The organism is Microbacterium sp. NPDC028030 (genome assembly GCF_040637855.1).
GTDB lineage: Bacteria > Actinomycetota > Actinomycetes > Actinomycetales > Microbacteriaceae > Microbacterium.
Map to the genome: position 1 here is coordinate 89,534 of NZ_JBEZXF010000004.1, position 24,627 is coordinate 114,160.

Here is a 24,627-nt window from a genome sequence, read left to right on the forward strand (position 1 = left end):
AACCCCGCGGGGAGGGGCGGTCACCTCGTGAGCAGCGCGACGACCTCGAAGTGATGCGAGTGGGGGAACAGGTCGAAACCGCGAAGACGGTCCACGTTCCATCCGAGGGTGCGGAAGGTGCCGAGGTCACGTGCGAGCGCCACAGGGTCGCACGCGACATACGCGATGGCTTCGGGCGACAGTGCATGCACCGCCTCGACCACCTGACGGCCGGCACCGGCGCGCGGCGGATCGAGGATCACGGCTCCGGTGCGGCCGGCGCCCGTGCGCGATGCGAGGAACCTGTCGACGCGTGCCGTCACCGCGGTGACATCGACCGGAGCCAGGTTCTCGACGGCGTGCTGCGTTGCCCGCGCGCTCGACTCCACCGTCACGATGTCGGTTCCCCCGAGATCGGCGAGGGTCGCCGCGAAGAGCCCGACGCCGCCGTAGAGGTCGTAGTGCGTACGCTCGGGGTCCACATGCCCGTCAAGGATGCCGTACACCGCTGCGTCCAGCACGGACGCGGCTCGCGGGTGCACCTGCCAGAATCCCGTGGCGTCGACCTGGAAGCGGCGATCGCCGACCACCTCCTGGATCACCTCGGGGGTCGGACGCCGCCGGAAGCCCCGAGCCACGCGGGCGGGCCGCTCGGTCTCTTCGCGTCGTATCACGCGCACCTCGCCGTCGGCCGGCTCGACGAGCTCGATGCGCCCCGGCGCTTCTCCGCCCAGTGCGAGCGCCGCCTCGGCGATGGCGGGCCGCGAGAGCGGGTACGAGGTGACGGGGACGACATGGTGGCTCCGCGCAGCGAAGGGACCGACGACGCCCTCATCATCGACATGCAGGGTGACCCGTGTGCGCCATCCCGTGCCGTCGCCCGACGCGACGGCTTCGATCTCCGGGGCGACGAGGCCGTGGCCTGCGAACCGGTCGAGCGCCTCTGTCAGCACGCGGCGCTTGAGCAGGCGCTGGTGGTCGAGGTCGATATGACCGAGATCCGCGCCGCCTGGGCGTTCCGCGGGATCGCGCAACAGGTCCGCTTCGGGCCAGATGTGCGGCCGTCGGTGTTCTGACGCGTCGAGCACCTCGATCGTCTCCGCGCGCCAGAAGCTGCGTGTCGCGGCATCCGAGCCCTCCGGAGGGGCGATCAGTCGGGCACGGACGCGCTCCCCCGGGATCGCATCGGACACGAAGACCACGCGGCCCTCATGCCGGGCGACGAACGTGCCGCCGTGCGCGATGCCGGTGATGTCGAGTTCGAGCACGTCGGCTGCGGAGGAAGTCATCCTTCGAGGATACGGTGGTGCACATGCGCGTCTGCCTCGCCTCCACGTCCCCCGCACGACTGATGCTGCTGCGCCAGGCCGGAATCGAGCCGCTCACGGCGTCGCCGGACGTCGACGAGGACGCGGTCGCCGCAGCGGCGGAGGCCGAGCGCGGCGCTCCGCTCGCTCCCCCGGAGCTGGTGCTGCTGCTCGCCCGCGCCAAGGCCGCTGCGGTCGCGCAGAACCTGGCCGCCGCCGGCGAGTTCGACGGCATCGTGATCGGCGGCGACTCCATGTTCGCGATCGGCGGGAAGGTCTACGGCAAGCCCTACACCCCGGAGGAGGCGACCCGCCGCTGGCGGGAGATGCGCGGCGCCACCGGGGTGCTGCACTCCGGCCACTCGGTCTTCCGCATCGCGCCGGGCGAGACGCCAAGGGAAGCCACCGCCGTCGCTGAGGCGGCGGTGACGTTCGCCGAGGATGTGAGCGACGCCGAGATCGACGCATACGTCGCATCCGGCGAGCCGCTTCTCGTCGCCGGCGCCTTCACCGTCGACAGCCTCGGCGGAGCCTTCATCACCCGGGTGGACGGCGATCCGTCGACGGTGGTCGGGATGTCCCTGTCGACGGTGCGGCGCCTGGCCGCGGAGCTCGGAGTCCAGTGGACCGACCTGTGGTCGTAGACTCCCCTCCACGTTTTCGCGTCTTTCTTGTGGGGAGTCGTCAAAGGGATCGGGGTCCTTCTCGCTAGGCTGGCAACCATGCCTGCTATCGCCAAGGTGCTCGTCGCCAACCGCGGCGAGATCGCCGTACGCATCATCCGCGCCGCCCGTGACTCCGGGATCGCCTCCGTCGCCGTCTATGCCGACCAGGACCGGGACGCCCTGCACACCCGTCTCGCCGACGAGGCGTACGCGCTCGGGGGCTCCACCAGCGCCGAGACGTACCTGCAGATCGAGAAGATCCTCTCGATCGCCCGCCGCGCCGGCGCCGACGCGGTCCACCCCGGCTACGGGTTCCTCGCGGAGAACGCCGAGTTCGCCCGCGCCATCATCGACGCCGGGATGACCTGGATCGGTCCTTCACCCGAGGCGATCGAGGCTCTCGGCGACAAAGTGACCGCCCGCCACGTCGCGGAGAAGGTCGGCGCACCTCTTGCTCCCGGCACCCCCGGCCCGGTCTCCGGCGCCGACGAAGTCATCGCCTTCGCGAAGGAGTTCGGTCTGCCGATCGCGATCAAGGCGGCGTACGGCGGCGGCGGACGCGGCCTCAAGGTCGCGCGCGAACTCGACGAGGTCGCCGAGCTGTTCGAGTCCGCGACGCGGGAGGCCGTCGCGGCGTTCGGCCGCGGCGAGTGCTTCGTCGAGAAGTACCTCGACAAGCCCCGCCACGTCGAGACCCAGTGCCTGGCGGATGCCGCGGGCAACGTCGTCGTCATCTCGACGCGCGACTGCTCGCTGCAGCGCCGCCACCAGAAGCTCGTCGAGGAGGCTCCGGCCCCGTTCCTGACGGATGAGCAGAACGACCTCCTCTACTCCGCGTCGAAGGCCATCCTCAAGGAGGTCGGCTACGTCGGCGCGGGCACCTGCGAGTTCCTGATCGGCGCCGACGGCACGGTCTCGTTCCTCGAGGTGAACACCCGCCTGCAGGTCGAGCACCCGGTCTCCGAAGAGGTGACCGGCATCGACCTGGTGCGCGAGCAGTTCCGCATCGCCGCCGGCGGCACCATCGACTACGACGACCCGAAGCCGCAGGGCCACTCGATCGAGTTCCGCATCAACGGCGAGGACCCGGGTCGCGGGTTCCTCCCCCAGCCCGGTCCGATCCACGTCTTCAAGACCTTCGGCGGTCCGGGCATCCGCCTCGACTCGGGAGTGACGGCGGGCGACGCGGTCTCCGGGGCGTTCGATTCGCTGCTCGCGAAGATCATCGTCACGGGCAAGGACAGGGCTGAGGCGCTGGAGCGCTCGCGTCGCGCGCTGGACGAGTTCGAGGTCGCCGGACTCCCCACCGTGATCCCGTTCCACCGCAAGGTCGTGCGCGACCCCGCGTTCACCGCCGAAGACGGCGACTTCGGCATCTTCACCCGCTGGATCGAGACCGAGTTCGTCAATGACATCCCGGCGTGGGACGGCGAGCTCGAGGCACAGGTCCCGTCCGAGGCGCGGCACACCGTGGTCGTCGAGGTCTCGGGCAAGCGCCTGGAGGTCAGCCTCCCCGACCGTGTCGCCGTCGCTCCTGGTGCGGCAGGGCGCCCGGCGGCCGTACCGCCGTCGCGCCGCAGCCACGCCACCACCGCCAACGCGGGAGCATCGGGCGACGCCGTGAAGTCGCCCATGCAGGCCACGGTCGTCAAGATCGCCGTCGAAGACGGTCAGCAGGTCGTCAAGGGCGACCTCGTCGTCGTGCTTGAGGCCATGAAGATGGAGCAGCCGCTGCAGGCGCACAAGGACGGCGTCATCGGCAACATCAACGCGGACGCCGGCGCCACGGTCTCGGCAGGACACCAGCTGCTCACGATCAGCTGACCCGCACTCGCAACGACGAAGGCGCCCCACCGAGGTGGAGCGCCTTCGTCATGTCCGCAGCGCTCAGGAGATGTTGACGAGGTGCATCGCCCTGCTGGCGTCGGTGATGCTGCTCGACAGCGACGGGTACGCCGCGAACACGCGCGACACCTGATCGACCGTCAGTCGTCGCTCGACGGCGACCGCGATCGGGTAGATCAGCTCGGATGCCTTGGGCGCCACGATGACGCCGCCGATCACGGTGCCGGAGCCCTTGCGGGCGATGAGCTTGACGAAGCCGTCCTTGATGCCCATCATCTTCGCCCGGGGGTTGGCCGCGAGCGGGAGCTTGTAGACCATGCCGTCCGCGACGCCGTCTTCGACGTCCTTGACCCCGTAGCCGACGGTCGCGATCTCGGGAGCGGTGAAGATGTTCGAGGTGATCTTGATCAGTTCGAGCGGGATCACGATGTCGCCCAGCGCGTGGAACACGGCGGTGCGCCCCTGCATGGAGGCGACTGAGGCCAGCGGGAAGAAGTTCGTGCAGTCGCCGACTGCGTAGACGTTCGGGACCGACGTGCGGGCGACCTTGTTCACCCGCACGTGACCCGAGTCGTCGAGCTCGACACCCGCCTCCTCGAGGCCGATGCCCGCGGTGTTCGGGATCGAACCCACCGCCATGAGACAGTGGCTGCCGTCGACGGTGCGCCCGTCGGACAGCGTCACGGTGACACCGTCCTTCGTGACCTCGACCTTGTCGGCCCTGGACTTGGAGAGCACCTGCATGCCGCCGCGCTTGAACACCTTCTCCAGGACGCTCGCCGCATCCTTGTCTTCGCCGGGGAGCACCTGATCCCGACTGGAGACGAGCGTGACCTTCGCTCCGAGGTTCATGTAGGCGGAGGCGAACTCCGCCCCCGTGACGCCGGATCCGACCACGATCAGGTGCTCGGGGAGCGACTTCATGTCGTACAGCTGCGTCCAGGTGAGGATGCGCTTGCCGTCGGGCTTGGCCGAGTCGAGCTCGCGGGGCGATGCGCCGACCGCGACCACGATCGTGTCGGCCTCGACCCGATCGAAGTCGGTCCCGCCCTGACCGGTCGACACGACGATCGCCGTCGGTCCCTCGAGCCGGCCGTGACCGGAGAGGATGCGCACTCCGGCGTCGAGGAGGGTGGCGCGCATGTCCTCCGACTGCTGCCCGGCGAGCGCGATGAGCCGCTTGTTGACGGCGGCGAGGTTGATGGCGATCTCGGGCTTGAGCGGCTTGCCGTTCTCTCCCTTGGCGTAGAAGTTCACCCCGAGGTCGCTGGCCTCCGAGATCGCGACGGCCGCGTCGGCGGTCGCGATGAGGCTCTTGGATGGCACCACATCGGTGAGCACGGCCGATCCGCCGACACCCACTCGCTCGACCAGGGTGACCTCGGCCCCGAGCTGAGCGGCCGCGAGGGCCGCCTCGTAACCGCCGGGACCGCCGCCGAGGACGGCGACGCGCTGAGTGCGCTCGAAAGTGGTGGAAGACATGGAATCCATTCTTCCCCAATCCTGGCCCCCGAGCCTGCACCTTCCTAGAGTGGATCCATGCCTGAAACGCACAGCAACCCCCTCGACGACCCGACCGCGAACCCGTTCGAGGTCGCCGCCGAGGCCGCCGCAGACATCGCGCGTCTGACCGGCGTCGAGAAGCACGACATCGCCCTCACCCTCGGCAGCGGCTGGGGCAAGGCCGCCGACATCATCGGCGAGACCGTCGCGACCATCCCCGCCACCGAGGTGACCGGCTTCTCCAAGCCCGCCCTCGAGGGCCACGTCGGAACGCTCCGCAGCATCCGCACCCCCGGCGGCAAGAACGTCCTCGTGATCGGCGCGCGCACGCACTACTACGAAGATCACGGCGTGCGCCGCGTCGTGCACAGCGTGCGGACCGCCGCCGCGACGGGCGCTGCGATCATGGTGCTCACCAACGGCGCGGGCGGCATCCGCGAGACCTGGAAGCCGGGTCAGCCCGTGCTGATCAGCGACCACATCAACCTCACCGCGGACTCCCCTCTCGAGGGCGCGACCTTCATCGACCTGACCGACCTGTACGCGAAGCGCCTGCGCGACATCGCCCGCAGCATCGACCCGAGCCTCGACGAGGGTGTGTACACGCAGTTCCGCGGACCGCACTACGAGACCCCGGCCGAGGTGCAGATGGCCAAGCACATCGGCGGTCACATCGTGGGGATGTCGACCGCCCTCGAGGCCATCGCCGCGCGCGAGGCCGGCATGGAGATCCTCGGCTTCTCGCTCATCACGAACCTCGCCGCGGGCATCCAGCAGACCCCGCTGAGCCACGCCGAGGTGATCGAGGCCGGACGTGAAGCCGAGCCGGTGATCTCCGCACTGCTGGCCAGGGTGGTCGAGGCGCTGTGAGCGAGGATCGGCTCGTCCAGGCGCGCGCCTGGCTGCGGCAGGACCCCGACCACGAGACCCGCGACGAGCTCGCCGGCCTCATCACTCGTGCGTCCGCCGGCGATGACGCCGCGCTCGCCGAGTTGGACGATCGGTTCGGCACGCGTCTCGCGTTCGGCACCGCAGGACTCCGCGGGGAACTCGGTGCCGGCAGCAACCGGATGAATCGCGTGCTCGTGGCGCAGGCCGCTGCGGGCTTCGCCGCGTATCTGTGCGCGAGGACGCCTGATGCGACCCCCACCGTGGTCATCGGCTACGACGGCCGCCGCAACTCGCGCGTGTTCGCGACCGACTCCGCCGAGCTCTTCGCCGGCGCTGGTCTGCGTGCGATCCTGCTGCCCCGCCTGCTCCCGACCCCGGTGCTCGCCTTCGCCGTGCGCCACTTCGGCGCGGACGCGGGAGTGATGGTGACAGCCAGCCACAATCCCCCGAACGACAACGGCTACAAGGTGTACCTCGGTGGCGCCGACCAGGGTTCGCAGATCGTCGCTCCCGCGGATGCCGAGATCGCGGCGGAGATCCAGCGCGTGGCAGACAGCCGATCCGTCGCGGAGCTGCCGCGCTCCATCGCGTACGAGACGGCCGGAGAAGAGGTCGTCGAGGCGTACATCGCCGCGACCGCTGCGGTGGCCCCCGCGCCGGCAGGCGCCACCGGGATGCGCTGGGTGTACACCGCGATGCACGGTGTCGGGTGGGAGACGCTCTCCCGCATCGTGAAGGATGCCGGATACCCGCAGCCCTTCGTCGTCGATGAGCAGCTCACTCCCGATGCGACCTTCCGCACGGTATCCTTCCCGAATCCCGAGGAGCCGGGGGCGATGGATCTCGCCTTCGTCAGGGCCCGCCGGGTCAAGGCGGACTTCATCCTCGCCAACGACCCCGACGCGGATCGACTCGCCGTCGCCGTGCCGGACGAGACCGCACCCGACGGCTGGCGTCGACTGACCGGCAACGAAGTCGGTCTCCTGCTCGGCGCGAGAGCCGCCCGTGCCGCCGAGGGCACGCCGGGCGCCTCGCTCGCCTGCTCGCTCGTCTCGTCCCCCGGCCTCGGTGCCGTCGCCGCCCACCACGGGCTGGACTTCCACGAGACGCTCACCGGCTTCAAGTGGATCTCGCGTGCCCCCGGCCTCGTGTTCGGCTATGAGGAGGCCCTCGGCTACCTCGTGAACCCCGACACGGTCCGCGACAAGGACGGCGTGTCCGCCGCCGTCGCGGTGCTGGGTCTCGCCGCCGAGGCACGCGATCGCGGCGCGACGCTGGTCGACCTCCTCGCCGAGCTGGGCGAGACCTACGGGCACTTCGCCAGCGGACAGGTCTCGGTGCGCGTCGACGATCTCTCGGTCATCGGCGCCGTCATGCTCGCTCTGCGCACGCTCCCCCCGACCCATATCGCGGGTCGCTCGATCACGTCGGCCGAGGATCTGCTGCAGGCTGCCCCCGGGCGTCCCTCCGGCGACGTGCTGCGGTACATCCTCGGCGACGGTTCACGCGTGATCGTGCGCCCCAGCGGCACCGAGCCCAAGCTCAAGGTCTACATCGACGCCCGCGCCGACACCGCAGAGGGCGCACGCGCGGCCGTGGCGGAACTCGAGGCCGGCGTGCGGACCATGCTCGACGAACGCTCCTGACCATGCCGACGCGTCGCCTCATCGTCAGCGCGCACAACGGCGCGCACGCCCGGCCGGTGGCCGAGCTCGTCCGGCTCGCGCAGTCGCACGGCACGACGGTGACGCTGCGCACGGCGGACGGCACGACGGTCGACCTGAGCAGCGTCCTCGCGGTGATGGACCTCGGGATCGCGTCCGGCGATGCGGTGGTGCTCGAGACCGCGGCTTCCGACACCTCGGAGGCCGTCCTCGATCAACTCGCCGAGGTGCTCGCCCCCCGGGAGTGATGCGCGGGGCTCAGCCGTCGATCACGGCGACGAGCTCATCGAGGAACGCCTCGAAGGTCGATCCTCTCCGCACGATCCGCTGCACGCTCTCGCGTTCGCTGAACACCTCGACCAGCTGCTCGAACACGGTCTGGAACGCCGCACGGTCGCCCTCGCTGAACGCGGCGAGGGCGACGACCTGCACGCGTCCACCGCCCCACGCCGCTGAGCCGTCGGCGACGCCGATGGCGATCGCCGTGCGCGTGGCGGTCATCTGCAGGGCATGCGGGACGGCGAGCGCATCCGTGAACGCGGTCGATGACATCCGTTCGCGCACGATGGTGTTCTCGATGTAGTCCTCGCCGATGAGTCCGGCCTGCATCAGAAGGCCTCCGAGGCGGCGGATGATCGCCTCCTCCCCCTCGTCCGGCAGCGGGAAGACGAACGCGTCTGCCAGGAAGTAACGGGCGAGCTCGCCGCGGAGCCGTGTGAGCCGCCTGCTCCGTCGCACGCGCGCGGCAGCCTGCTGGATGCGGTCGACATCGGCATCGGTCAGGAACGGCTGGATACGCACGAACCGGTCTCCCGGCCGCCCCGGTTCGATCGTGCTGAGCACGAGGTCGGTCTCGAACGACGCCCAGTCGGGGTCGACGTTCGTGACCACGCTGGTGACCTCGATCGCGGAGCCGAGCGAACGGTCGACGCTGGAGCGCAGCAGTTCGTGCAGTTCCTGGTATCCCGGGCACACGATCGTCGCCGTGAGGATCGATTCGGCCTTCCTGCTGCGTTCGAGACGGCCGCCGACATGCATGGCGATGTAGGCGATCTCGTCGTCGTGGATGGGGGTGCCGACGCGGTCGTGCAGTCCGCTCGCGATCGACACCGCGACCTCGAAGATCATGGGATAGCTCGTCTTGAGCGAGCGCGTGAGCGGATTGCGTGTCAGGGCGCTCTCCTCCGCGCGGCGCAGGAGATTCTGCACGTGCAACGCGAGCCGGAGCACGAACGTCTCGTCGACGAGGTCGACCTGGAAGTCGTCGGCCGCCCTGGCGAGCTCGGCGCGCACCGCGTCCTCCACGGAGGCGTCGACCCCGCTGCGCGCGACCTCGCGAGTGGCGTCCTCCCCCGGCGCGACGATGCGGGTGAGCACGAGCGACGCGAGATGGCTGCTGTCGCCGTCACCGAGACCGACGGAGAAGTGCTCGGCGGCGAGTCGGGCGATCACCGCTGCGACCCGGGGGATCTCCTCGCGGGCTCCGACCGGAGGCGCCTCGAGAGCGTGGCCCGCGGCGACCCTGTCCGCCGCGATGGCGATATGGAGCAGCACGTCGGCGATCGCCAGCTCGTTCACGTAGTACCCCAGCTCGCCGAGGTCACGCACCAGGGCCGATTTGAACGGCCCCACGGCGCTGGCGGCGACCGCGGAGCCGGAGAGCGCGCGGCGGAACGTCTCGGGGTGGAACGAGGCGTCGTCCATCTCGTCGTGCGCGAGTCGACTGAGCAGCCGCCGCTGAGCCGCCTCGTCGCCGCGCAGCCGCACGATCTCGCGGTCGCGCTCGAGCAGGAGGTCGGTTCCTTCGAGCAGCCCGCGCACTCGTGCGAGGTCGGCCTCGAGCGTCGCTTCGCTGACGTGCAGTTCGTCGGCCGTGTCGAACACGTCGATCCCGCTCGGCTCGTCCAGGAGTGAACGGACGAGTGCGTGCAGCCGGTCACGGGGCGCCGAGTCCCCCATCTGCCGCGTGCGCAGCGCACCGCGCGCCCCTGACCCTGCGCGATACCCCGCCGGACCGGATTCGATCGCGGCCGCACCGGGGGTGCGCGCGTTTAGCGCGGCGACGTAGGAGCGGATGCTCCGCGGCGTGACACCCAGCAGGTCCGCGAGGCTTCCGGCCGTCGACCATCCCTCCTGGCGCAGGAGCGTCGCGAGGAGCTGGTCCTGGCGCTGGCGCGACATGGTGCTCCCCTTCCGCGTGCTGACCGCACTGTCTCGACGTGGTCTCCATGATGTCAGCATGCCGGCACTCCCGGGCGGAAAGCGCAGTTCCGCGGGGGCGGAAAGGAATGTGTTGGCGCCGTGCCCCTCCCGGTTCACAGACTGTTCTCAGGAAGGTGGGAATCGATGAAGATCCTCGTGGTGTGCGGCGCCGGGGCGTCGAGCACATTCGTCGCGCAACGCCTGCGAAGCGCGGCAGCGGCCGCCGGTCTCGACTGGGAGGCGGCGGCCGGCATGGAGAGTTCGCTCATCGACGCGGACCACGATCTCATCCTCGTCGGCCCTCACCTCGGTGAGCGGGTGGAAGCCATCCGTGGCACTGTGAGCGCCCCTGTCGCCGTGCTCCCGGCCGACGTCTTCGCCGACCGCGACGGGTCGCGCACGCTCGTCTTCGCCCGCTCGATCCTCGCCGCCGCCGGCGACACCCCGAAAGGAACACCATGACCGCCACCCGCACCGTCCGCATCGGCTCCTCGCACGGACTGCACGCCCGCCCCGCGAAGCTCTTCGCCCAGGCGGCGAAGGACTCCGGCGTCGCGGTGACGATCGCCAAGGACTCCGGCAAGCCCGTGAACGCCGCCAGCATCCTCGGCGTCATCGCCCTCGCCGTCGAGCACGGCGACTACGTGACCCTCACTGCGGAGGGCGACGGCGCGGAGGACGTGCTCGACACCCTCACCGAGCTGCTCACCACCGACCACGACCAGGACGCCGCCGGATGAGCGAGCTGCGCGGCGTCGGCATCGGCCTCGGGGTGGCCCAGGGGCCGGTCGTGCGCATGTCCGAAGCGATGCCGGCGCCCGAGAACACGCCGAGCACCGCGGGCGCGGACGCCGAGCGCGCCCGTGTCCGCGAGGCCGTGTCGATCGTCGCGGAGGAGCTGAACGCGCGCGGTCAGGCTGCGGGCGGATCGGCGCAGGAGGTGCTCGAGGCGCAGGCGATGATCGCCGAGGACCCGACCCTCCAAGACGAGGTGGATGCCCGCATCGACGGCGGCGCCACCGCCGAGTGGGCCGTGCACGACGCCTTCGCCGGATTCCGCGCCACTCTCGAGGCCGTCGGCGGCTACCTCGGCGAGCGGGCGGCCGACCTCGACGACATCGCGCAGCGCGTGCTCGCGCACCTTCGGGGCGTCGACGCCCCCGGGGTACCCGCGCCCGGGCACCCGTTCGTGCTCGTGGCACGCGACCTCGCGCCCGCCGACACCGCACTGCTCGACCTCGATCAGGTGCTCGCCCTGATCACCACCGACGGCGGTCCCACATCGCACACCGCGATCCTCGCCCGCGAGAAGGGCATCGTCGCGATCGTCGGCGCCGCAGACGGCGACATGCTCGAGACAGGCGAGACGGTGATCGTGGACGCGGCTGCCGGCGTCATCACGCGAGAGCCCACCGACGACGAGAAGGCTCGCGCGGCTCAGCGCGCAGCCGCTCGTCGCTCCGCGGACTCCGCCCCGCTGACTCCCGGCGCCCTCGCCGACGGCACGCGTGTCGCACTGCTCGCGAATCTGGGGAAGCCCGCAGACGCCGCAGATGCGGTCGCTCGGGGGGCCGAGGGCGTCGGGCTGTTCCGCACCGAGTTCCTGTTCCTCTCCTCGGCGCAGGCACCGACGATCGCGCAGCAACGGGAGGCGTACCGCGAACTGCTGGCCGCGTTCCCCGGGCAGAAGGTCGTGGTGCGGATGCTGGACGCCGGGGCCGACAAGCCGCTGGCCTTCCTCAACGATGCGCACGAGGAGAACCCCGCGCTCGGGCTCCGTGGTCTTCGGGCGCTGCGGGCGAGCGAGGACATCCTCCGCGAACAGCTCACCGCCCTCGCCGAGGCCGACGCCGAGACCGAAGCCGAGCTCTGGGTCATGGCGCCGATGGTCGCCACGGTCGAGGAGACGAGGTACTTCACCGGGCTCGCCCGCGAGTACGGGCTGCGCACGGCCGGCGTCATGGTGGAGATCCCCGCGAGCGCCCTGCTCGCCGACAGGGTGCTCGCGCACGCCGACTTCGCCTCGATCGGCACCAACGACCTCACGCAGTACACGATGGCGGCCGACCGCATGCTCGGATCGGTCGCAGGCTTCCAGGACCCGTGGCATCCTGCCGTCCTCCGCCTGGTGCGCGAGGTGGGCGACGCCGGGACGCGTCTCGGCAAGCCCGTCGGCATCTGCGGTGAGGCCGCGGCCGACCCGCTGCTCGCCGTGGTCCTGGTCGGCCTCGGCGCGACCAGCCTCTCGATGGCGCCATCGGCCCTGGCCGATGTGCGGCACACCCTGTCCCAGCACACCCTGTCCGAGGCGCGGAGTCTCGCCGAGGCCGCCCTGGCCGCCGACGACGCCCCTTCCGCCCGAACCGCCGCGGCGACGCTCGCCACGGCCCTCCCCCTCCATGAGAAAGAGACGACATCATGACGACGACGTCACCTGCCGCCACCAGACCGGGCGGCCTCCGCGTGGGCGTGCAACGCTTCGGCACGTTCCTCTCCGGCATGATCATGCCGAACATCGCAGCCTTCATCGCCTGGGGCTTCATCACGATGCTCTTCATCCCCAAGGGTTTCTTCGGGGCAGAGAGCCCGTTCGACTGGCACTGGGCGGGAGTCGCCGAGATCATCGGCGGCGGCGGCGATTCCGCCGTGATCGGCTGGCAGGGCGCGATGACGGCCGTCGCGGAGAGCGCCGACGGCAACATCCTCGCGTACGTCGGACTGGTCGGGCCGATGGTCACATACCTGCTGCCGCTGCTGATCGCCAACACCGCAGGACGCATGGTCTACGGCGAGCGCGGCGGTGTCGTCGCGACGATCGCGACGGTCGGCGTGATCGTCGGCACGAACATCCCGATGTTCCTCGGAGCGATGATCATGGGGCCGATCGCGGCGTGGCTCATGAAGCAGGTGGATCGGCTGTGGGACGGCAAGATCCGCCCCGGCTTCGAGATGCTGGTGAACAACTTCTCCGCCGGCATCCTGGGCATGCTGCTGGCCATCGTCGGCTTCTTCGCGTTCGGACCGGTCATGCTCGGCGTCAGCGCGGCACTCGGCGCTGCGGTCGACTGGCTCGTGTCACTGAACCTGCTGCCGCTCGTGTCCATCATCGTCGAGCCGGCGAAGGTGCTGTTCCTCAACAACGCCATCAACCACGGAGTGTTCACGCCGCTGGGTATCGAGCAGGCCACCGAGACCGGCAAGTCCATCCTGTTCCTCATCGAGGCGAACCCCGGCCCGGGCCTCGGCCTGCTGCTCGCCTTCACCTTCTTCGGTGTCGGGGCGGCGAAGGCGTCGGCGCCGGGCGCGGCGATCATCCAGTTCTTCGGCGGCATCCACGAGATCTACTTCCCATATGCGCTGAGCAAGCCGACCACCATCCTCGCCCTCATCGCGGGTGGCGCGGCCGGTGTCACGACGAACATGGTGCTCGGCGGCGGTCTGGCCTTCCCGGCCGCCCCTGGGAGCATCATCGCGGTGACGGCAGCCGCCATCGGCCCCGGCGCGGGCAACCTCCTCGTCGTGTACCTGTCGGTGATCATCGCTGCGACGGTCACGTTCCTCATCACCGGAGTGATCCTGCGCGCGTCGCGAAAGCGCGACCTCGAGGCCGAGGGCGACACCTTCGGAGCTGCGATCGCGCAGACCGAGGCCAACAAGGGCAAGTCGTCCGTCGCCATGGACGCCCTGCGCACGTCGACCGCATCCGCCTCACCCGAGACCGTCGCGGCGCCGAGCACGACCGCCGTGGCCGCGGCGCCGATCGAGCGCATCGTGTTCGCGTGCGACGCGGGGATGGGATCGTCCGCCATGGGCGCCAGCGTCCTGCGCAACAAGCTCAAGAAGGCCGGGATCGACGACGTGGTGGTCACCAACCAGGCGATCGCCAACCTCGACGGCACCGCCGACGTCGTGATCACGCAGCAGCAGCTCACAGAACGCGCGACCGCCAAGTCGCCGAACTCGGTGCACGTCTCGGTGGACAACTTCATGAACTCGCCCAAGTACGAAGAGGTCGTCGAGATGGTGCGCGAGCAGCGAAAGGACACGGAATGAGCGTTCTGAACCCCGAACAGGTCCGCATCCACCCCGGAGGGGCCACGCGTGACGAGGCGCTCCAGGAGGCGACGGACATCCTGGTCGCCGCCGGAGCCGTCACCCCGGCGTATGTCGATGCGATGCGACAGCGTGAGGAGACCGTGTCGACCTTCATGGGCAACGGCCTCGCGATCCCGCACGGCACCAACGACGCGAAGGACGCGATCCTCGCCTCGGCCCTCTCGGTCGTCCGTTACGACGGCGGCGTCGACTGGTCGGGTGATCCGGCGACCTTCGTGATCGGCATCGCCGGCGTCGGCGACGAGCACCTCGAGATCCTGTCGCGCATCGCGATCCTGTTCTCCGAGGAGGACGATGTGGCACGTCTCACGGCGGCGCAGACCCCCGAGGAGCTCTACGCCCTCCTCTCGGAGGTGAACGAGGGATGAAGGCGGTCCACTTCGGGGCCGGCAACATCGGGCGCGGGTTCGTCGGTCTGCTGCTGCGCCAGGGCGGGTACGAGGTCGTCTTCTCCGACGTCGCGGACGCCCTGGTCGACGCGATCAATGCGGTCGACTCCTACACCGTGCACGAGGCCGGCCCCGGAGGGACCGATCACGTCGTGACCGGGTTCCGCGCCGTGAACAGCCGCACCGATCCCGCAGGCGTGGCCGAGGAGGTGTCGACGGCCGATGTCGTCACCACCGCCGTCGGCCCGACCGTGCTGCGGTTCGTGGCGCCGTCCATCGTCGCCGGGCTCGCGCTCCGCTCCCCCGACGCCGCCCCGTTGCAGGTCATGGCGTGCGAGAACGCGATCGGAGCCACGGACCTGCTGCGGCGCGAGGTCACCGCGGCCGCGGGTGCGGATGCCGAGGCGCTGCTGCGTCGTGCGGTGTTCGCGAACACCGCGGTGGACCGCATCGTCCCTGCACAGCCGCCCGGAGCCGGGGTCGACGTCACGGTCGAGCCCTACTTCGAGTGGGCGATCGAGTCCGGTCCGTTCGGCGATACGCCGCCGAGCATCCCCGGCGCGCACTTCGTCGGCGACCTGGCGCCCTACATCGAGCGCAAACTCTTCACCGTGAACACCGGGCACGCGGCGACCGCGTACTTCGGCGCGCGCGCCGGCATCGAACGCATCTCGGACGCGCTGGCCGATCCGGCGATCGCGGTGGCCGTCTCGGCGGCCCTCGAAGAGACGTCCGCCGTGCTGGCGGCCGAGCACGGACTCGATCCTCTCGATCTCGCCGCCTACCGTGCTGCCATCCTCGACCGGTTCCGCAACCCCGAGCTCGTCGACACGGTCCAGCGGGTGGGTCGCCAGCCGCTGCGCAAGATCTCCCGGCACGAGCGCTTCGTCGGCCCCGCCGCGATGGCCGCAGAACGCTCGCTGCCGACCGAGGCGCTGGTCGCCGCCATCGGCGCGGCCCTCGCATTCGACGATCCGGCCGACGAGCAGTCGGTCGAGCTGCAGGAGCTGCTGCGCACCGAAGAGGCCGCCGCGTTCACGGCGCGCACGACGGGGCTGGAACCGGAACATCCGCTGTTCCCGCACGTGCGGGACGCCGTGGCCGCTCGTCAGCGAGACCTCGGCATCGGCTGACGCCGCTCCGGAATCGACGCCCCCGTCCACCCGATACGATCGGGAGGACGGGGGCGTTTTCAGAGCACAGCGACGTGCGGGGAGCAGCATGAACAGATACGCCGTGATCGGCGCGGGACCGTCCGGCTTGGCCGCAGCGCGCGCACTGCGCAGGCGCGGGATCGACGTCGACGGCTACGAGGCCTCGCACGGGGTCGGCGGGCTGTGGGACATCACCAACCCCCGCAGCACGATGTACGAGTCAGCGCACCTGATCTCGTCGCGCACCACGACCGAGTTTGCGGAGTTCCCGATGCGGTCGCGCGTCGACTACCCGGGGCACCGGGTGCTGAAGGAGTACTTCCAGGAGTATGCCGACCACTTCGACCTCACCGGTCTCTTCCGGTTCTCGACCAGGGTCGCGCGCCTCGAGCCCCGCGACGGCGGGTGGGACCTCACGAGCATCGGCCCCGACGGCGAGGAGACCCGCTGGTACACCGGGGTCGTGCTCGCCAACGGCACGCTCGCCGAACCCAATGTGCCGACCTTCCGCGGTGAGTTCGCGGGCGAACTGCTGCACACCAGCGCCTACACGTCGCCCGAGCAGCTCCGCGGCAAGCGCGTGCTGCTGATCGGCGCGGGCAACTCCGGTTGCGACATCGCGGTGGATGCCGTGCATCACGCCGTCTCCGTCGACATGAGCGTCCGCCGCGGGTACTACTTCGTCCCCCGATACCTGTTCGGGAAGCCCAGCGACACCCTCAACCAGGGCCGTCCACTCCCGGCACGGATCAAACAGGCGCTCGACAGCCGGGTGCTGCGGGCGTTCACCGGCGACCCGGTGCGGTTCGGTTTCCCGAAGCCCGACTACCGCATCTACGAGTCGCACCCGATCGTGAACACCCTGATCCTGAACCACCTCGGCCAGGGCGACCTGCGCATCCGCGCCGACATCGACCGCTTCGACGGGTCGACCGTGCACTTCCGCGACGGCAGCGCTGACGACTACGACCTCGTGCTGCTCGCCACGGGGTACGCCCTCGACTACCCCTTCGTCGACCGACAGCACCTGCACTGGCGCGGCGCCTCGCCACGCCTATTCCTCAACGTGTTCCCCTCGTCGTTCAACGGCCTGTACGTGATGGGCATGATCGAGGCCTCCGGCATCGGATGGCAGGGCCGCTACGAGCAGGCGGACCTTCTCGGCGCATACCTCGAGGCCGTCGAGAACGACCCCGCGCGCGCCGACCGCTTCCGCGCACGCGTCACCGGGGCCGCCTGGCCCGACGTCACGGGCGGGTACCACTACCTCGGACTGGACAGGATGGCCTACTACGTCAACAAAGACGCCTACCGTCGAGCGGTGCGGCACGAGCAGGCAGCGCTGGAGGCACGCGCATGAACGTCGACGACGTCGTCCTCTCCTTCACGCCGGGGACCCTCACGATCCTGAACGTGGTGCTCGGCCTGATCATGTTCGGGATCGCGCTCGACACCGCGCCGAGCGACTTCCGCGTCGTCGCGAAGCACCCCCGGCCGTTCGCGATCGCGATCCTCGCTCAGCTCCTCCTGCTCCCGATCGCGACGTTCCTGCTGACCCTCGCGCTGCCGGTGCCGCCTTCCATGGCCCTCGGGATGCTGCTGGTCGCGTGCTGCCCTCCGGGGAACATCTCCCAGGTCCTCACGCATCGTTCAGGCGGCAATGTCGCCCTGTCCGTCTCGCTCACCGCGGTCGGGAACCTCATCTACATCTTCGCGATGCCGCTCAGCATCACGTTCTGGGGTTCGCTTCATCCCACCGCACGCACCCTGTTGCGTGACGTCGCGGTCGACCCGTGGCGGATGCTGCTCGAGATCCTGCTCATCGTCGGCCTCCCCTTCGCGCTCGGACTCTTCCTCAGGGCCAAGGCCCCCGGGTTCAGCGCGCGCGTGCAGCCCTTCGTGAAGTGGTTCAGCCTGATCGCGCTCCTCGGGTTCATCATCGCCGCTCTCGTCGGCAACTGGGCCGTGTTCGTTCAGGTGCTGGGCATCATCCTGCTCGTGGTCGCCGTCCATGACGCCGTCGCCCTCGCGCTCGGCTACGGCACAGCGGTCGTCGGCGGACTCGGGACCCGCGAGCGCAAGGCCATGACGTTCGAAGTCGGCATCCGCAACGCGGGCCTCGGGCTCGGGCTCGTGTTCCTGTTCTTCGACGGACTCGGCGGCATGGCCATCGTCGCGGGCTGGTGGGGCATCTGGGACATCATCGCCGGTCTCGTGCTGGCCGGACTCTGGGCCCGACACACGAAGAAGCGCACGGGGTCGCCGTCAGGAGACGCCAGCGGTCGCACCGCCGTCGAGGCCGCCTGATGTCGCGCGTGCTCATCACGGGAGGCGGGGGCTTCCTCGGCTCGCACGTGGCTGCGGCCCTCGCCGCGCGGGATGACGTGGACGTCGTCGTCTCCGCGGATCTGCGGACGGGCTCGCCGCGCGACGGCATCATCGACGCGATCCTCGATGTGACGGATCCCGCAGCGCTCGCCCCGCTGCTGCAGGAGCACCGCATCGACACGGTCGTCCATCTGGCGGCCATCGTGAACCCGGGGCGCGATGTCGAGGCGGAGTACCGGGTCGACGTGACGGGGTCCGCGAACGTCCTCGCCGCATGCGTCCAGACGGGCGTTCGCCGGATCGTGGTCTCGAGTTCCGGCGCCGCGTACGGGTATCACGCCGACAACCCGGAGTGGATCGACGAGGACCAGCCGCTGCGCGGCAACGATGCCTTCCCCTACGCGCGGCACAAACGACTCGTCGAGGAGATGCTCGCCGAGCACCGGCGGTCGCATCCCGAACTCGAGCAGGTGATCTTCCGGATCGGGACGATCCTCGGTCCGTCCGTGCGGAACCAGATCACCGGCCTCTGGAACGGACCACGCCTGCTCCGCATCGCCGGCTCCGATTCGCCGTTCGTCTTCGTCTGGGTGGACGACGTGGCGGCGGTGATGGTGAAGGCCGCCACCGAAGGACCGTGCGGGATCTACAACGTCGCCGGCGACGGGCGGATGACGGTGCCCGAGATCGCCGCACGACTGCACAAACGTCAGCTCGTGATCCCGGCGTGGGCGCTGAGCGTGGGCCTGCGGCTGGGACGGATGCTGCACCTCACCGCGCACGGCCCGGAGAAGGTCCCGTTCCTGCGCTACCGACCGGTGCTCGCGAACCGGCGACTGAGAGAGGTGTTCGGCTACGAGCCGACGCGCACCTCTCGCGAGGCGTTCGAGGAGTACCTGCGCACGCACCCCGACGTGGTCCGGAGCGACCCCGCCGCGCAGTAGCGTTGAAGGGTGCAGAAGAAGCGTGGCCGCCGGATCCTGAAGCGCGTGCTGTGGAGCCTCGCGATCGTGGTGGTGCTCGCCGTCGGGGGCGTCGTCGCGTACACCCAGATCGGCGTCATGGCCGCGGAGCCGGAACCCCTCGCGACCGTGCGGGAGAACCCCGCGATCACGGTCACCGACGCGGACGAGGGCATCGTGCTCGCCCCCGCCGACGGCGGGTCGGATGTCGGGCTGGTCTTCATCCCCGGCGCCAAGGTCGACCCCTGGGGCTATGCCGCCATCCTCCAGGGGCTCGCCGAAGACGGGGTCACGGTCGTGATCACGCGTCCCTGGCTGAACCTGGCCTTCTTCGATCCGCGCGGACTCGACGCTTTCACCTCGGCCGCACCCGATATCGACGTGTGGAGCGTGGGCGGTCACTCGCTGGGCGGCGTCCGCGCCTGCCAGCTCGCCGCGGATGCCGACGCGCTGGTGCTCTTCGGCTCGTACTGCGCGACCGATGTATCGGACAGCGGTCTTCCTGTGCTCAGCATCTCCGGCAGCGAAGACGGTCTCTCCACTCCGGAGAAGATCGCCGACGCGCGGGACCTGCTGCCCGCCGACGCCGAGATGGTGGAGATCGAAGGGGCATCGCACGCCTCCTTCGGGGACTATGGGCCCCAGGCGGGCGACGGTACCCCGACGATCTCGACGGAGGAGATGCACGACGAGGTCACGCGACTCACCGACGAGTTCCTCGCGCCTCTCGCCCCCTGACGCTCACGACGCCGCACTTCCGGCATCGAGCACCCCATCTATCAGCGGATGCAGGTGACGCGAGCGCAACACGGATGCGGCCGTCCGTGCCCCGGCCTCCAGCGCGACGGCGACCTCGGCCCCGTCGAGTCGGGCATCGAGCACGCCCGCGAGAAAGGCGTCGCCCGCACCGTTCGTGTCGATGACCTCGACGGGCGCGGCCGCCACCCGATGTTCGACTCCCTCTGCATCGACGGCCACCGCACCCTCGGCCCCGAGCGTGCACACGGCGAGTGAGGCACCGGCGGCGATGCGCGCACGAAGGAACGCGACCGGGTCCGGGAGGCGATCCGCATTGCAGAACACCGCGTCCGCCGCGGCGAGGAATGGGCGGTGGAACTCGGTCTCACCGTCGTAGTCGTGCACATCGACCCAGATCGGGACTCCGGTCTCCCGCGCCATCGGCAGGAGCCGCAGCGGCTCGGCGGCGAGGTCGAGCACGACCGCCCCTGCCTCCCTCATCCGGTCGCGAACCCAGGCATCATCCTCGCCCGCGGTCGCCGTCGGCGTCGAAAGGTACAGCGACACGCGGGCGCCGTCGCGCGTCATGAGGTTCAGGTGCCGCTCGGTGGCCCCCTCGCCCCAGCGCACCGGTACACCACCGGCCTGCAGCGCTGCCCGCACCCGTTCGCCCGCCGCATCCGATCCGGCCAGCGCGTACAGGTCCACCGCGCGCCCCAGCGCGGTCAGGCTCAGCGCCTTGCCGGCACTGGTACCACCGACCGTCTCCCACGTCTCCTCCGCGAACTGCATGTGCGGCACCGGTTCCGGAAGCCGGTCGAGCACGACGATGGTGTTCCAGGACGCGGGGCCGGCGATGAAGACGGAGGCGGGCATGCGACCATCCTGCCGCCTCGACGGAGGTCAGCCGATGCGCGACACCAGCTCGTCCAGCCCCATGCCGTAGTCGATCCGCACGACGGGGAGCGCGAGCTTGTCCGTGCCGACCGTGACGTAGCCGGGCTCGATCGTCCGCGCCAGCTCGAAGCCGGCCGCGGCGACGCCCTGTTTCGCCCTGTCGTCGTAGTGCCCGAACGGATAGGCGATGACTTCGCGCACGCCCAGGGTGTCGCCCGAGACGGAGAGGTCGGCGGCGATCTGCTCGGCGGTCCAGTTGACCATCCGGCCCTTGCCGTTGTCACCCGCCTGGTGCATGTCGTGCGTGTGCGATCGGCGCAGGACGTAGATCGACGGCGCCGGGTCGGAGCGGTACGCGGTGACCATGAACGAGGTGGCGAGCAGGCGGTGCTCGTCGACGACCGGCACCGCGAGGTCGAACCAGGTCTGGTCGGCGTCGTCGTCCGTGATGATCACGCTCCGGGCGGGGAGCGAGAGCCGCCCGTCGATGAACGCGCTGAGTTCGTCCCACGTCGGCAGGTAGAAGCCCGTCGTCGCGATGTGTGTCATCTGCGCGTCGAAGTCGCCGATGTAGGCGTAGTTCCCGCGCAGCCAGCCCTGCTCACCGTCGGGGTCGGCCGTGAACTGGTGATACATGAGAATGGGCACGCGCACGCCGTCCGCCGCGTTCTCCTCCGGAGTCTTCCATGCCGCGAACAGCTCGACCTGCTGGTCGTCGCAGATCACGAGATCGGCGCCGTTGACGCGCCCGTCGACCGCGAAGGCCCCGGCATCCGCCGCACTCGCATACCACCCGGCGAACACACGACCCTCCAACTGCGGGATCGGCAGGCCCTGATACAGGGCCTCCTGCCATTGCAGCACGGGGGCGGTGGGGGCACCATCGCCGACGAAAGTCACCGCGCAGGCCCGCGGGTCGTCGGCATCCGCCACGAGCTGCTGCGCCGGCGTCAACGGGCGCGCGAGCGCCGCCGTGCCCGCCTTCGGGATCGGCTCCGGCTGTGCCCGGGTCACCCACGCGAAGGTCGCAGCGCCGCCGCCCAGGAGGACGACCGCCATGCAGACGCCGACGACGGTCGCGGTGCGCGAGCGCGGCTTCCCCCCGGGAGCCACGATCAGATGTCGAATCCCTCGGCGATCATCTCCACGAGCTCTTCCCGCTCCTCGACCGGCAGGAACGCCGCCGCAGCCGCGTTGAACTGGAAGGTCTCGAGGTCGTCGAGGTCGTACTCGAAGGTCTCGACCAGCAGCGCCAACTCCCGCGTGAGAGACGTCGCGCTCATCGTGCGGTTGTCGACGTTCACGGTCACCGCGAATCCGAGCTGGTAGAGCAGGTCGAAGGGGTGGTCGACGAGGGTGTCTCCCCATGCGGCGATCGCACCGGTCTGCAGGTTCGACGACGGCGACAGCTCGAGCGGGATCTCCCGGTCGCGCACCCAGCGGGCCAGGTCGCCGAACTGCACCTGCACCTCATCGCCTTCCTGGGTGACGACCTTGAGGTCCTCGGCGATGCGGACGCCGTGGCCGAGGCGCAGCGCTCGTCCGTCCAGCAGCGCCGAACGGATCGAGGCCAGACCTGCCGCCTCGCCGGCATGCACGGTCACCGGGAAGAAGTTCTCTGCGAGGTAGTCGAACGCGGCGCGATGGTTCGACGGCGGGAATCCGTCTTCCGGACCCGCGATGTCGAAGCCCACGGCACCGCGGCCGCGGAAGTCGACCGCGAGCTCGGCGATCTCCCGCGCCCGGTCGGTGTGACGCATGGCCGTGATCAGCTGTCCGACGCGGATGCTGCGGCCGCCGCGATCGGCCGCGTCCTCCCCCTCTTCGATGCCCTGCTGCACGGCCTCGACGGCCTGCTCCAGCGTGAGGCCGCTCGCCTGGTGCTGCTCGGGGGCCCAGCGCACCTCGCCGTAGACGACGCCGTCCGCTGCGAGATCCTGGACGAACTCGCGCGCGACCCTGGTGAGTCCCTCGGCGGTCTGCATCACGGCCGTGGTGAGGTCGAAGGTCTTGAGGTACTCGACCAGGGAGCCCGAGTCGCTCTTCTTCGCGAACCACGCCCCGAGGGCCGCGGGGTCGCTCGCCGGAACCTCGAGCCCGATGGCATCCGCGAGCTCGATGATGGTGTCTGGCCGCAGCGCGCCGTCGAGGTGGTCGTGCAGCGACACCTTGGGCAGGCTCCGCAGGGAGACGCCCTGGAGCGTGACGTCGCCGTTCGCATCGATCGACATGGTGATCCTCTCGGTCGCGGATGTGCTCAGTTCAGGCTAGCGGTCGGGTGGTCACGCCGTGATGCGCTCGCGGACCAGCGGACCAGCGGCCGAAGCCGTCTCGCCGATCTCCCACGCGCCCTCGAGGGCCTCGACCGCTCGGGGGAATCGTGCCTCGTCGGCCGCGGAGAGCGTGAACAGCGGCTGGCCGGCGACGACGCGGTCGCCGGGCTTCGCGTGCAGGTCGATCCCCGCCTCGAAGATCACCGGGTCCTGTGCCCTCGCGCGCCCCGCGCCGAGACGCCAGGCCGCGATGCCGAACGGCAGCGCGTCCATCCGGGTGAGCACCCCGTCGGTCTGCGCCGTGACGACGTGGGTCTCCCTCGCCGTGGGGAGCTCGGCGTCCGGATCGCCGTCCTGCGCGCGGATCATCGCCCGCCACGTGTCCATCGCGCGGCCGTCGTCGAGAGCGGCCTCCACGTCGGCGTCTGGCTGCCCCGCGAGCGCGAGCATCTCGGTGGCCAGCGCCAACGTGAGCTCGCGGACATCGGCGGGACCGCCTCCGGCGAGGATCTCGACCGATTCGCGCACCTCATTGGCGTTGCCGATCGCCAGCCCGAGCGGCACGTTCATGTCGGTGAGCAACGCCGTGGTCGCCACTCCCGAGTCGGTGCCGAGCGCGACCATGGTCCTGGCGAGCTCGCGAGCACGGTCGATGTCCTGCATGAAGGCGCCCGAACCGAACTTCACATCCAGGACGAGGGCGTCCGTCCCCTCGGCGATCTTCTTCGACATGATGCTCGACGCGATCAGCGGGATGGCTTCGACCGTGCCGGTCACGTCGCGGAGCGCGTACAGCTTCTTGTCTGCGGGAGCGAGACCCGATCCGGCCGCGCAGATGACCGCGCCGACCTCGCCCTGCATCTGCGCGAACATCTCATCGTTGCTGAGAGCGGCACGCCACCCGGGAATCGACTCGAGCTTGTCGAGCGTCCCTCCGGTGTGGCCGAGCCCGCGACCGCTCAGCTGGGGCACCGCGACGCCGAACGAGGCGACGAGCGGGGCGAGCGGAAGGGTGATCTTGTCGCCGACGCCGCCGGTGGAGTGCTTGTCGACGGTCTTCTTGCCGAGGGACGCGAAGCTCATCCGCTCCCCGGAAGCGATCATCGCGTCGGTCAGCACGCGGATCTCGTCGCGCTCCATGCCGCGCTGGAAGACCGCCATCGCGAACGACGCCATCTGCGCGTCCGAGACGTACCCGCGCGTGTACGCGTCGACCATCCACCGCAGCGCCGCCTCGGGAACCGCACCTCCGTCGCGCTTCGCGCGGATGACGTCCACCGCGTCGAAAGGCTCCACCGTCGTCATCGTGCGTCCTCCAGGTCGCGCGGCCCGAACGCGTCGGGCAGCACCTCGTCGATCGTGCGGATACCGGAGACCGTCTCCAGGAGCATCCCGGGCATCGCGTGCTCGTAGAGCAGCTGCCGGCAGCGACCGCACGGCATGATCGTCTGTCCGTCGTTGTTCACGCACACGAACGCGACGAGCTGCCCGCCGCCCGACATGTGCAGATCACCCACGAGCGCGCACTCCGCGCACAGGGTCACTCCGTACGACGCGTTCTCGACGTTGCAGCCCGCGACGATGCGCCCGTCGCCGACCAGCGCGGCCGCACCGACGCGATAGCGGGAGTACGGCGCGTACGCCTTCGTCATGGCTTCCGTGGCGACCTGGCGCAGTTCGTCCCAGTCGATGTCCGTCATTGCGGTGCTTCCCT

General features: G+C 70.2%; 23 protein-coding genes. 15 read left to right on the forward strand and 8 right to left on the reverse strand.

All coding sequences use genetic code 11. The annotated features are described in order from the left end of the window. Positions 1-20: 20 nt before the first annotated feature. Complete coding sequence (locus AB0E56_RS18535; protein ID WP_359801441.1) at positions 21-1,268, reverse strand: TRAM domain-containing protein; 1,248 nt, start codon at positions 1,266-1,268, stop codon at positions 21-23. A 23-nt stretch (positions 1,269-1,291) separates the two neighbouring features. On the opposite strand from AB0E56_RS18535, the gene AB0E56_RS18540 reads away from it, so the two are divergent. Beyond that, positions 1,292-1,930, forward strand: a complete 639-nt coding sequence (locus tag AB0E56_RS18540; RefSeq protein ID WP_359801538.1) for a Maf family nucleotide pyrophosphatase — start codon at positions 1,292-1,294, stop codon at positions 1,928-1,930. 78 nt (positions 1,931-2,008) lie between these two features. Continuing rightward, positions 2,009-3,775, forward strand: a complete 1,767-nt coding sequence (locus AB0E56_RS18545; RefSeq protein WP_359801442.1) for a biotin carboxylase N-terminal domain-containing protein — start codon at positions 2,009-2,011, stop codon at positions 3,773-3,775. Between the two features lie 63 nt (positions 3,776-3,838). On the opposite strand, the gene AB0E56_RS18550 is transcribed toward AB0E56_RS18545, so the two are convergent. Continuing rightward, positions 3,839-5,287: an NAD(P)H-quinone dehydrogenase gene (locus tag AB0E56_RS18550; RefSeq protein WP_359801444.1), complete on the reverse strand. Its 1,449-nt coding sequence runs from the start codon at positions 5,285-5,287 to the stop codon at positions 3,839-3,841. Positions 5,288-5,335: 48 nt separating this feature from the next. On the opposite strand from AB0E56_RS18550, the gene AB0E56_RS18555 reads away from it, so the two are divergent. From AB0E56_RS18555 to AB0E56_RS18565, 3 genes are read left to right on the forward strand one after another with little or no spacing between them, the layout of a single operon-like run. Further along, positions 5,336-6,169, forward strand: a complete 834-nt coding sequence (locus tag AB0E56_RS18555) for a purine-nucleoside phosphorylase (RefSeq protein ID WP_359801445.1) — start codon at positions 5,336-5,338, stop codon at positions 6,167-6,169. Next, positions 6,166-7,836, forward strand: coding sequence for a phospho-sugar mutase (locus AB0E56_RS18560; RefSeq protein ID WP_359801447.1), 1,671 nt, complete (start codon positions 6,166-6,168; stop codon positions 7,834-7,836). The genes AB0E56_RS18555 and AB0E56_RS18560 overlap by 4 nt, the downstream gene beginning before the upstream one ends. Positions 7,837-7,838: 2 nt before the next feature. Further along, positions 7,839-8,102 carry an HPr family phosphocarrier protein gene (locus AB0E56_RS18565; protein ID WP_359801449.1) on the forward strand — a complete coding sequence of 88 codons (264 nt, stop codon included), beginning with the start codon at positions 7,839-7,841 and terminating at the stop codon, positions 8,100-8,102. A gap of 10 nt (positions 8,103-8,112) precedes the next feature. On the opposite strand, the gene AB0E56_RS18570 is transcribed toward AB0E56_RS18565, so the two are convergent. Next, complete coding sequence (locus AB0E56_RS18570; RefSeq protein WP_359801452.1) at positions 8,113-10,035, reverse strand: PRD domain-containing protein; 1,923 nt, start codon at positions 10,033-10,035, stop codon at positions 8,113-8,115. A gap of 165 nt (positions 10,036-10,200) precedes the next feature. Between AB0E56_RS18570 and AB0E56_RS18575 the strand changes: the two genes are divergently transcribed. From AB0E56_RS18575 to AB0E56_RS18620, 10 genes are all read left to right on the forward strand, one after another. Next, positions 10,201-10,518: a hypothetical protein gene (locus AB0E56_RS18575; protein WP_359801454.1), complete on the forward strand. Its 318-nt coding sequence runs from the start codon at positions 10,201-10,203 to the stop codon at positions 10,516-10,518. Then, entirely contained in the window at positions 10,515-10,796 is a 282-nt protein-coding gene (locus AB0E56_RS18580; RefSeq protein ID WP_220173476.1) for an HPr family phosphocarrier protein, read from the forward strand. The genes AB0E56_RS18575 and AB0E56_RS18580 overlap by 4 nt, the downstream gene beginning before the upstream one ends. After that, on the forward strand, positions 10,793-12,478 hold the full coding sequence (gene ptsP, locus AB0E56_RS18585) for a phosphoenolpyruvate--protein phosphotransferase (protein ID WP_359801455.1): 1,686 nt from the start codon (positions 10,793-10,795) through the stop codon (positions 12,476-12,478). The genes AB0E56_RS18580 and ptsP overlap by 4 nt, the downstream gene beginning before the upstream one ends. Continuing rightward, complete coding sequence (locus tag AB0E56_RS18590) at positions 12,475-14,109, forward strand: PTS mannitol transporter subunit IICB (protein ID WP_359801458.1); 1,635 nt, start codon at positions 12,475-12,477, stop codon at positions 14,107-14,109. The genes ptsP and AB0E56_RS18590 overlap by 4 nt, the downstream gene beginning before the upstream one ends. After that, positions 14,106-14,540, forward strand: a complete 435-nt coding sequence (locus AB0E56_RS18595) for a PTS sugar transporter subunit IIA (protein WP_359801459.1) — start codon at positions 14,106-14,108, stop codon at positions 14,538-14,540. Before AB0E56_RS18590 ends, AB0E56_RS18595 begins: the two co-directional genes overlap by 4 nt. Beyond that, positions 14,537-15,694: a mannitol-1-phosphate 5-dehydrogenase gene (locus tag AB0E56_RS18600; RefSeq protein WP_359801461.1), complete on the forward strand. Its 1,158-nt coding sequence runs from the start codon at positions 14,537-14,539 to the stop codon at positions 15,692-15,694. Before AB0E56_RS18595 ends, AB0E56_RS18600 begins: the two co-directional genes overlap by 4 nt. Before the next feature lie 88 nt (positions 15,695-15,782). Beyond that, a complete protein-coding gene (locus AB0E56_RS18605) occupies positions 15,783-17,075 on the forward strand; it encodes an NAD(P)-binding domain-containing protein (protein WP_359801462.1) in 1,293 nt (430 codons plus the stop codon). Beyond that, positions 17,072-18,022, forward strand: coding sequence for a bile acid:sodium symporter family protein (locus tag AB0E56_RS18610; protein ID WP_359801465.1), 951 nt, complete (start codon positions 17,072-17,074; stop codon positions 18,020-18,022). Before AB0E56_RS18605 ends, AB0E56_RS18610 begins: the two co-directional genes overlap by 4 nt. Further along, positions 18,022-18,987 carry an SDR family oxidoreductase gene (locus tag AB0E56_RS18615; protein WP_359801467.1) on the forward strand — a complete coding sequence of 322 codons (966 nt, stop codon included), beginning with the start codon at positions 18,022-18,024 and terminating at the stop codon, positions 18,985-18,987. Before AB0E56_RS18610 ends, AB0E56_RS18615 begins: the two co-directional genes overlap by 1 nt. Before the next feature lie 9 nt (positions 18,988-18,996). After that, the gene (locus AB0E56_RS18620; protein ID WP_359801470.1) at positions 18,997-19,743 is read left to right on the forward strand and encodes an alpha/beta hydrolase; all 747 of its coding nucleotides are present in this window, start codon (positions 18,997-18,999) and stop codon (positions 19,741-19,743) included. Positions 19,744-19,746: 3 nt separating this feature from the next. Here AB0E56_RS18620 and AB0E56_RS18625 read toward each other — a convergent pair whose 3' ends face one another. Genes AB0E56_RS18625 through AB0E56_RS18645 form a run of 5 tightly spaced genes read right to left on the reverse strand, consistent with a single transcriptional unit; the run spans position 19,747 to position 24,613 of the window. Continuing rightward, positions 19,747-20,619 carry a PfkB family carbohydrate kinase gene (locus AB0E56_RS18625; protein ID WP_359801471.1) on the reverse strand — a complete coding sequence of 291 codons (873 nt, stop codon included), beginning with the start codon at positions 20,617-20,619 and terminating at the stop codon, positions 19,747-19,749. A 27-nt stretch (positions 20,620-20,646) separates the two neighbouring features. Beyond that, entirely contained in the window at positions 20,647-21,753 is a 1,107-nt protein-coding gene (locus AB0E56_RS18630) for a polysaccharide deacetylase family protein (RefSeq protein WP_359801472.1), read from the reverse strand. 2 nt (positions 21,754-21,755) lie between these two features. Then, a complete protein-coding gene (locus AB0E56_RS18635) occupies positions 21,756-22,871 on the reverse strand; it encodes an adenosine deaminase (protein ID WP_359801473.1) in 1,116 nt (371 codons plus the stop codon). A 51-nt stretch (positions 22,872-22,922) separates the two neighbouring features. After that, complete coding sequence (locus AB0E56_RS18640; RefSeq protein WP_359801475.1) at positions 22,923-24,218, reverse strand: thymidine phosphorylase; 1,296 nt, start codon at positions 24,216-24,218, stop codon at positions 22,923-22,925. Beyond that, positions 24,215-24,613: a cytidine deaminase gene (locus AB0E56_RS18645; protein ID WP_067119220.1), complete on the reverse strand. Its 399-nt coding sequence runs from the start codon at positions 24,611-24,613 to the stop codon at positions 24,215-24,217. The genes AB0E56_RS18640 and AB0E56_RS18645 overlap by 4 nt, the downstream gene beginning before the upstream one ends. Positions 24,614-24,627 lie beyond the last annotated feature (14 nt).

Bases quoted from the DNA above. Each gene is read 5' to 3' on its own strand.
- AB0E56_RS18595 (WP_359801459.1), top strand. From the start codon at position 14,106: ATGAGCGTTCTGAACCCCGAACAGGTCCGCATCCACCCCGGAGGGGCC.
- AB0E56_RS18545 (WP_359801442.1), top strand. From the start codon at position 2,009: ATGCCTGCTATCGCCAAGGTGCTCGTCGCCAACCGCGGCGAGATCGCC.
- ptsP (WP_359801455.1), top strand. From the start codon at position 10,793: ATGAGCGAGCTGCGCGGCGTCGGCATCGGCCTCGGGGTGGCCCAGGGG.
- AB0E56_RS18535 (WP_359801441.1), bottom strand. From the start codon at position 1,268: ATGACTTCCTCCGCAGCCGACGTGCTCGAACTCGACATCACCGGCATC.
- AB0E56_RS18580 (WP_220173476.1), top strand. From the start codon at position 10,515: ATGACCGCCACCCGCACCGTCCGCATCGGCTCCTCGCACGGACTGCAC.
- AB0E56_RS18575 (WP_359801454.1), top strand. From the start codon at position 10,201: ATGAAGATCCTCGTGGTGTGCGGCGCCGGGGCGTCGAGCACATTCGTC.
- AB0E56_RS18615 (WP_359801467.1), top strand. From the start codon at position 18,022: ATGTCGCGCGTGCTCATCACGGGAGGCGGGGGCTTCCTCGGCTCGCAC.
- AB0E56_RS18605 (WP_359801462.1), top strand. From the start codon at position 15,783: ATGAACAGATACGCCGTGATCGGCGCGGGACCGTCCGGCTTGGCCGCA.
- AB0E56_RS18555 (WP_359801445.1), top strand. From the start codon at position 5,336: ATGCCTGAAACGCACAGCAACCCCCTCGACGACCCGACCGCGAACCCG.
- AB0E56_RS18635 (WP_359801473.1), bottom strand. From the start codon at position 22,871: ATGTCGATCGATGCGAACGGCGACGTCACGCTCCAGGGCGTCTCCCTG.
- AB0E56_RS18610 (WP_359801465.1), top strand. From the start codon at position 17,072: ATGAACGTCGACGACGTCGTCCTCTCCTTCACGCCGGGGACCCTCACG.
- AB0E56_RS18550 (WP_359801444.1), bottom strand. From the start codon at position 5,287: ATGGATTCCATGTCTTCCACCACTTTCGAGCGCACTCAGCGCGTCGCC.
- AB0E56_RS18645 (WP_067119220.1), bottom strand. From the start codon at position 24,613: ATGACGGACATCGACTGGGACGAACTGCGCCAGGTCGCCACGGAAGCC.
- AB0E56_RS18570 (WP_359801452.1), bottom strand. From the start codon at position 10,035: ATGTCGCGCCAGCGCCAGGACCAGCTCCTCGCGACGCTCCTGCGCCAG.
- AB0E56_RS18590 (WP_359801458.1), top strand. From the start codon at position 12,475: ATGACGACGACGTCACCTGCCGCCACCAGACCGGGCGGCCTCCGCGTG.
- AB0E56_RS18600 (WP_359801461.1), top strand. From the start codon at position 14,537: ATGAAGGCGGTCCACTTCGGGGCCGGCAACATCGGGCGCGGGTTCGTC.
- AB0E56_RS18540 (WP_359801538.1), top strand. From the start codon at position 1,292: ATGCGCGTCTGCCTCGCCTCCACGTCCCCCGCACGACTGATGCTGCTG.
- AB0E56_RS18625 (WP_359801471.1), bottom strand. From the start codon at position 20,619: ATGCCCGCCTCCGTCTTCATCGCCGGCCCCGCGTCCTGGAACACCATC.
- AB0E56_RS18565 (WP_359801449.1), top strand. From the start codon at position 7,839: ATGCCGACGCGTCGCCTCATCGTCAGCGCGCACAACGGCGCGCACGCC.
- AB0E56_RS18640 (WP_359801475.1), bottom strand. From the start codon at position 24,218: ATGACGACGGTGGAGCCTTTCGACGCGGTGGACGTCATCCGCGCGAAG.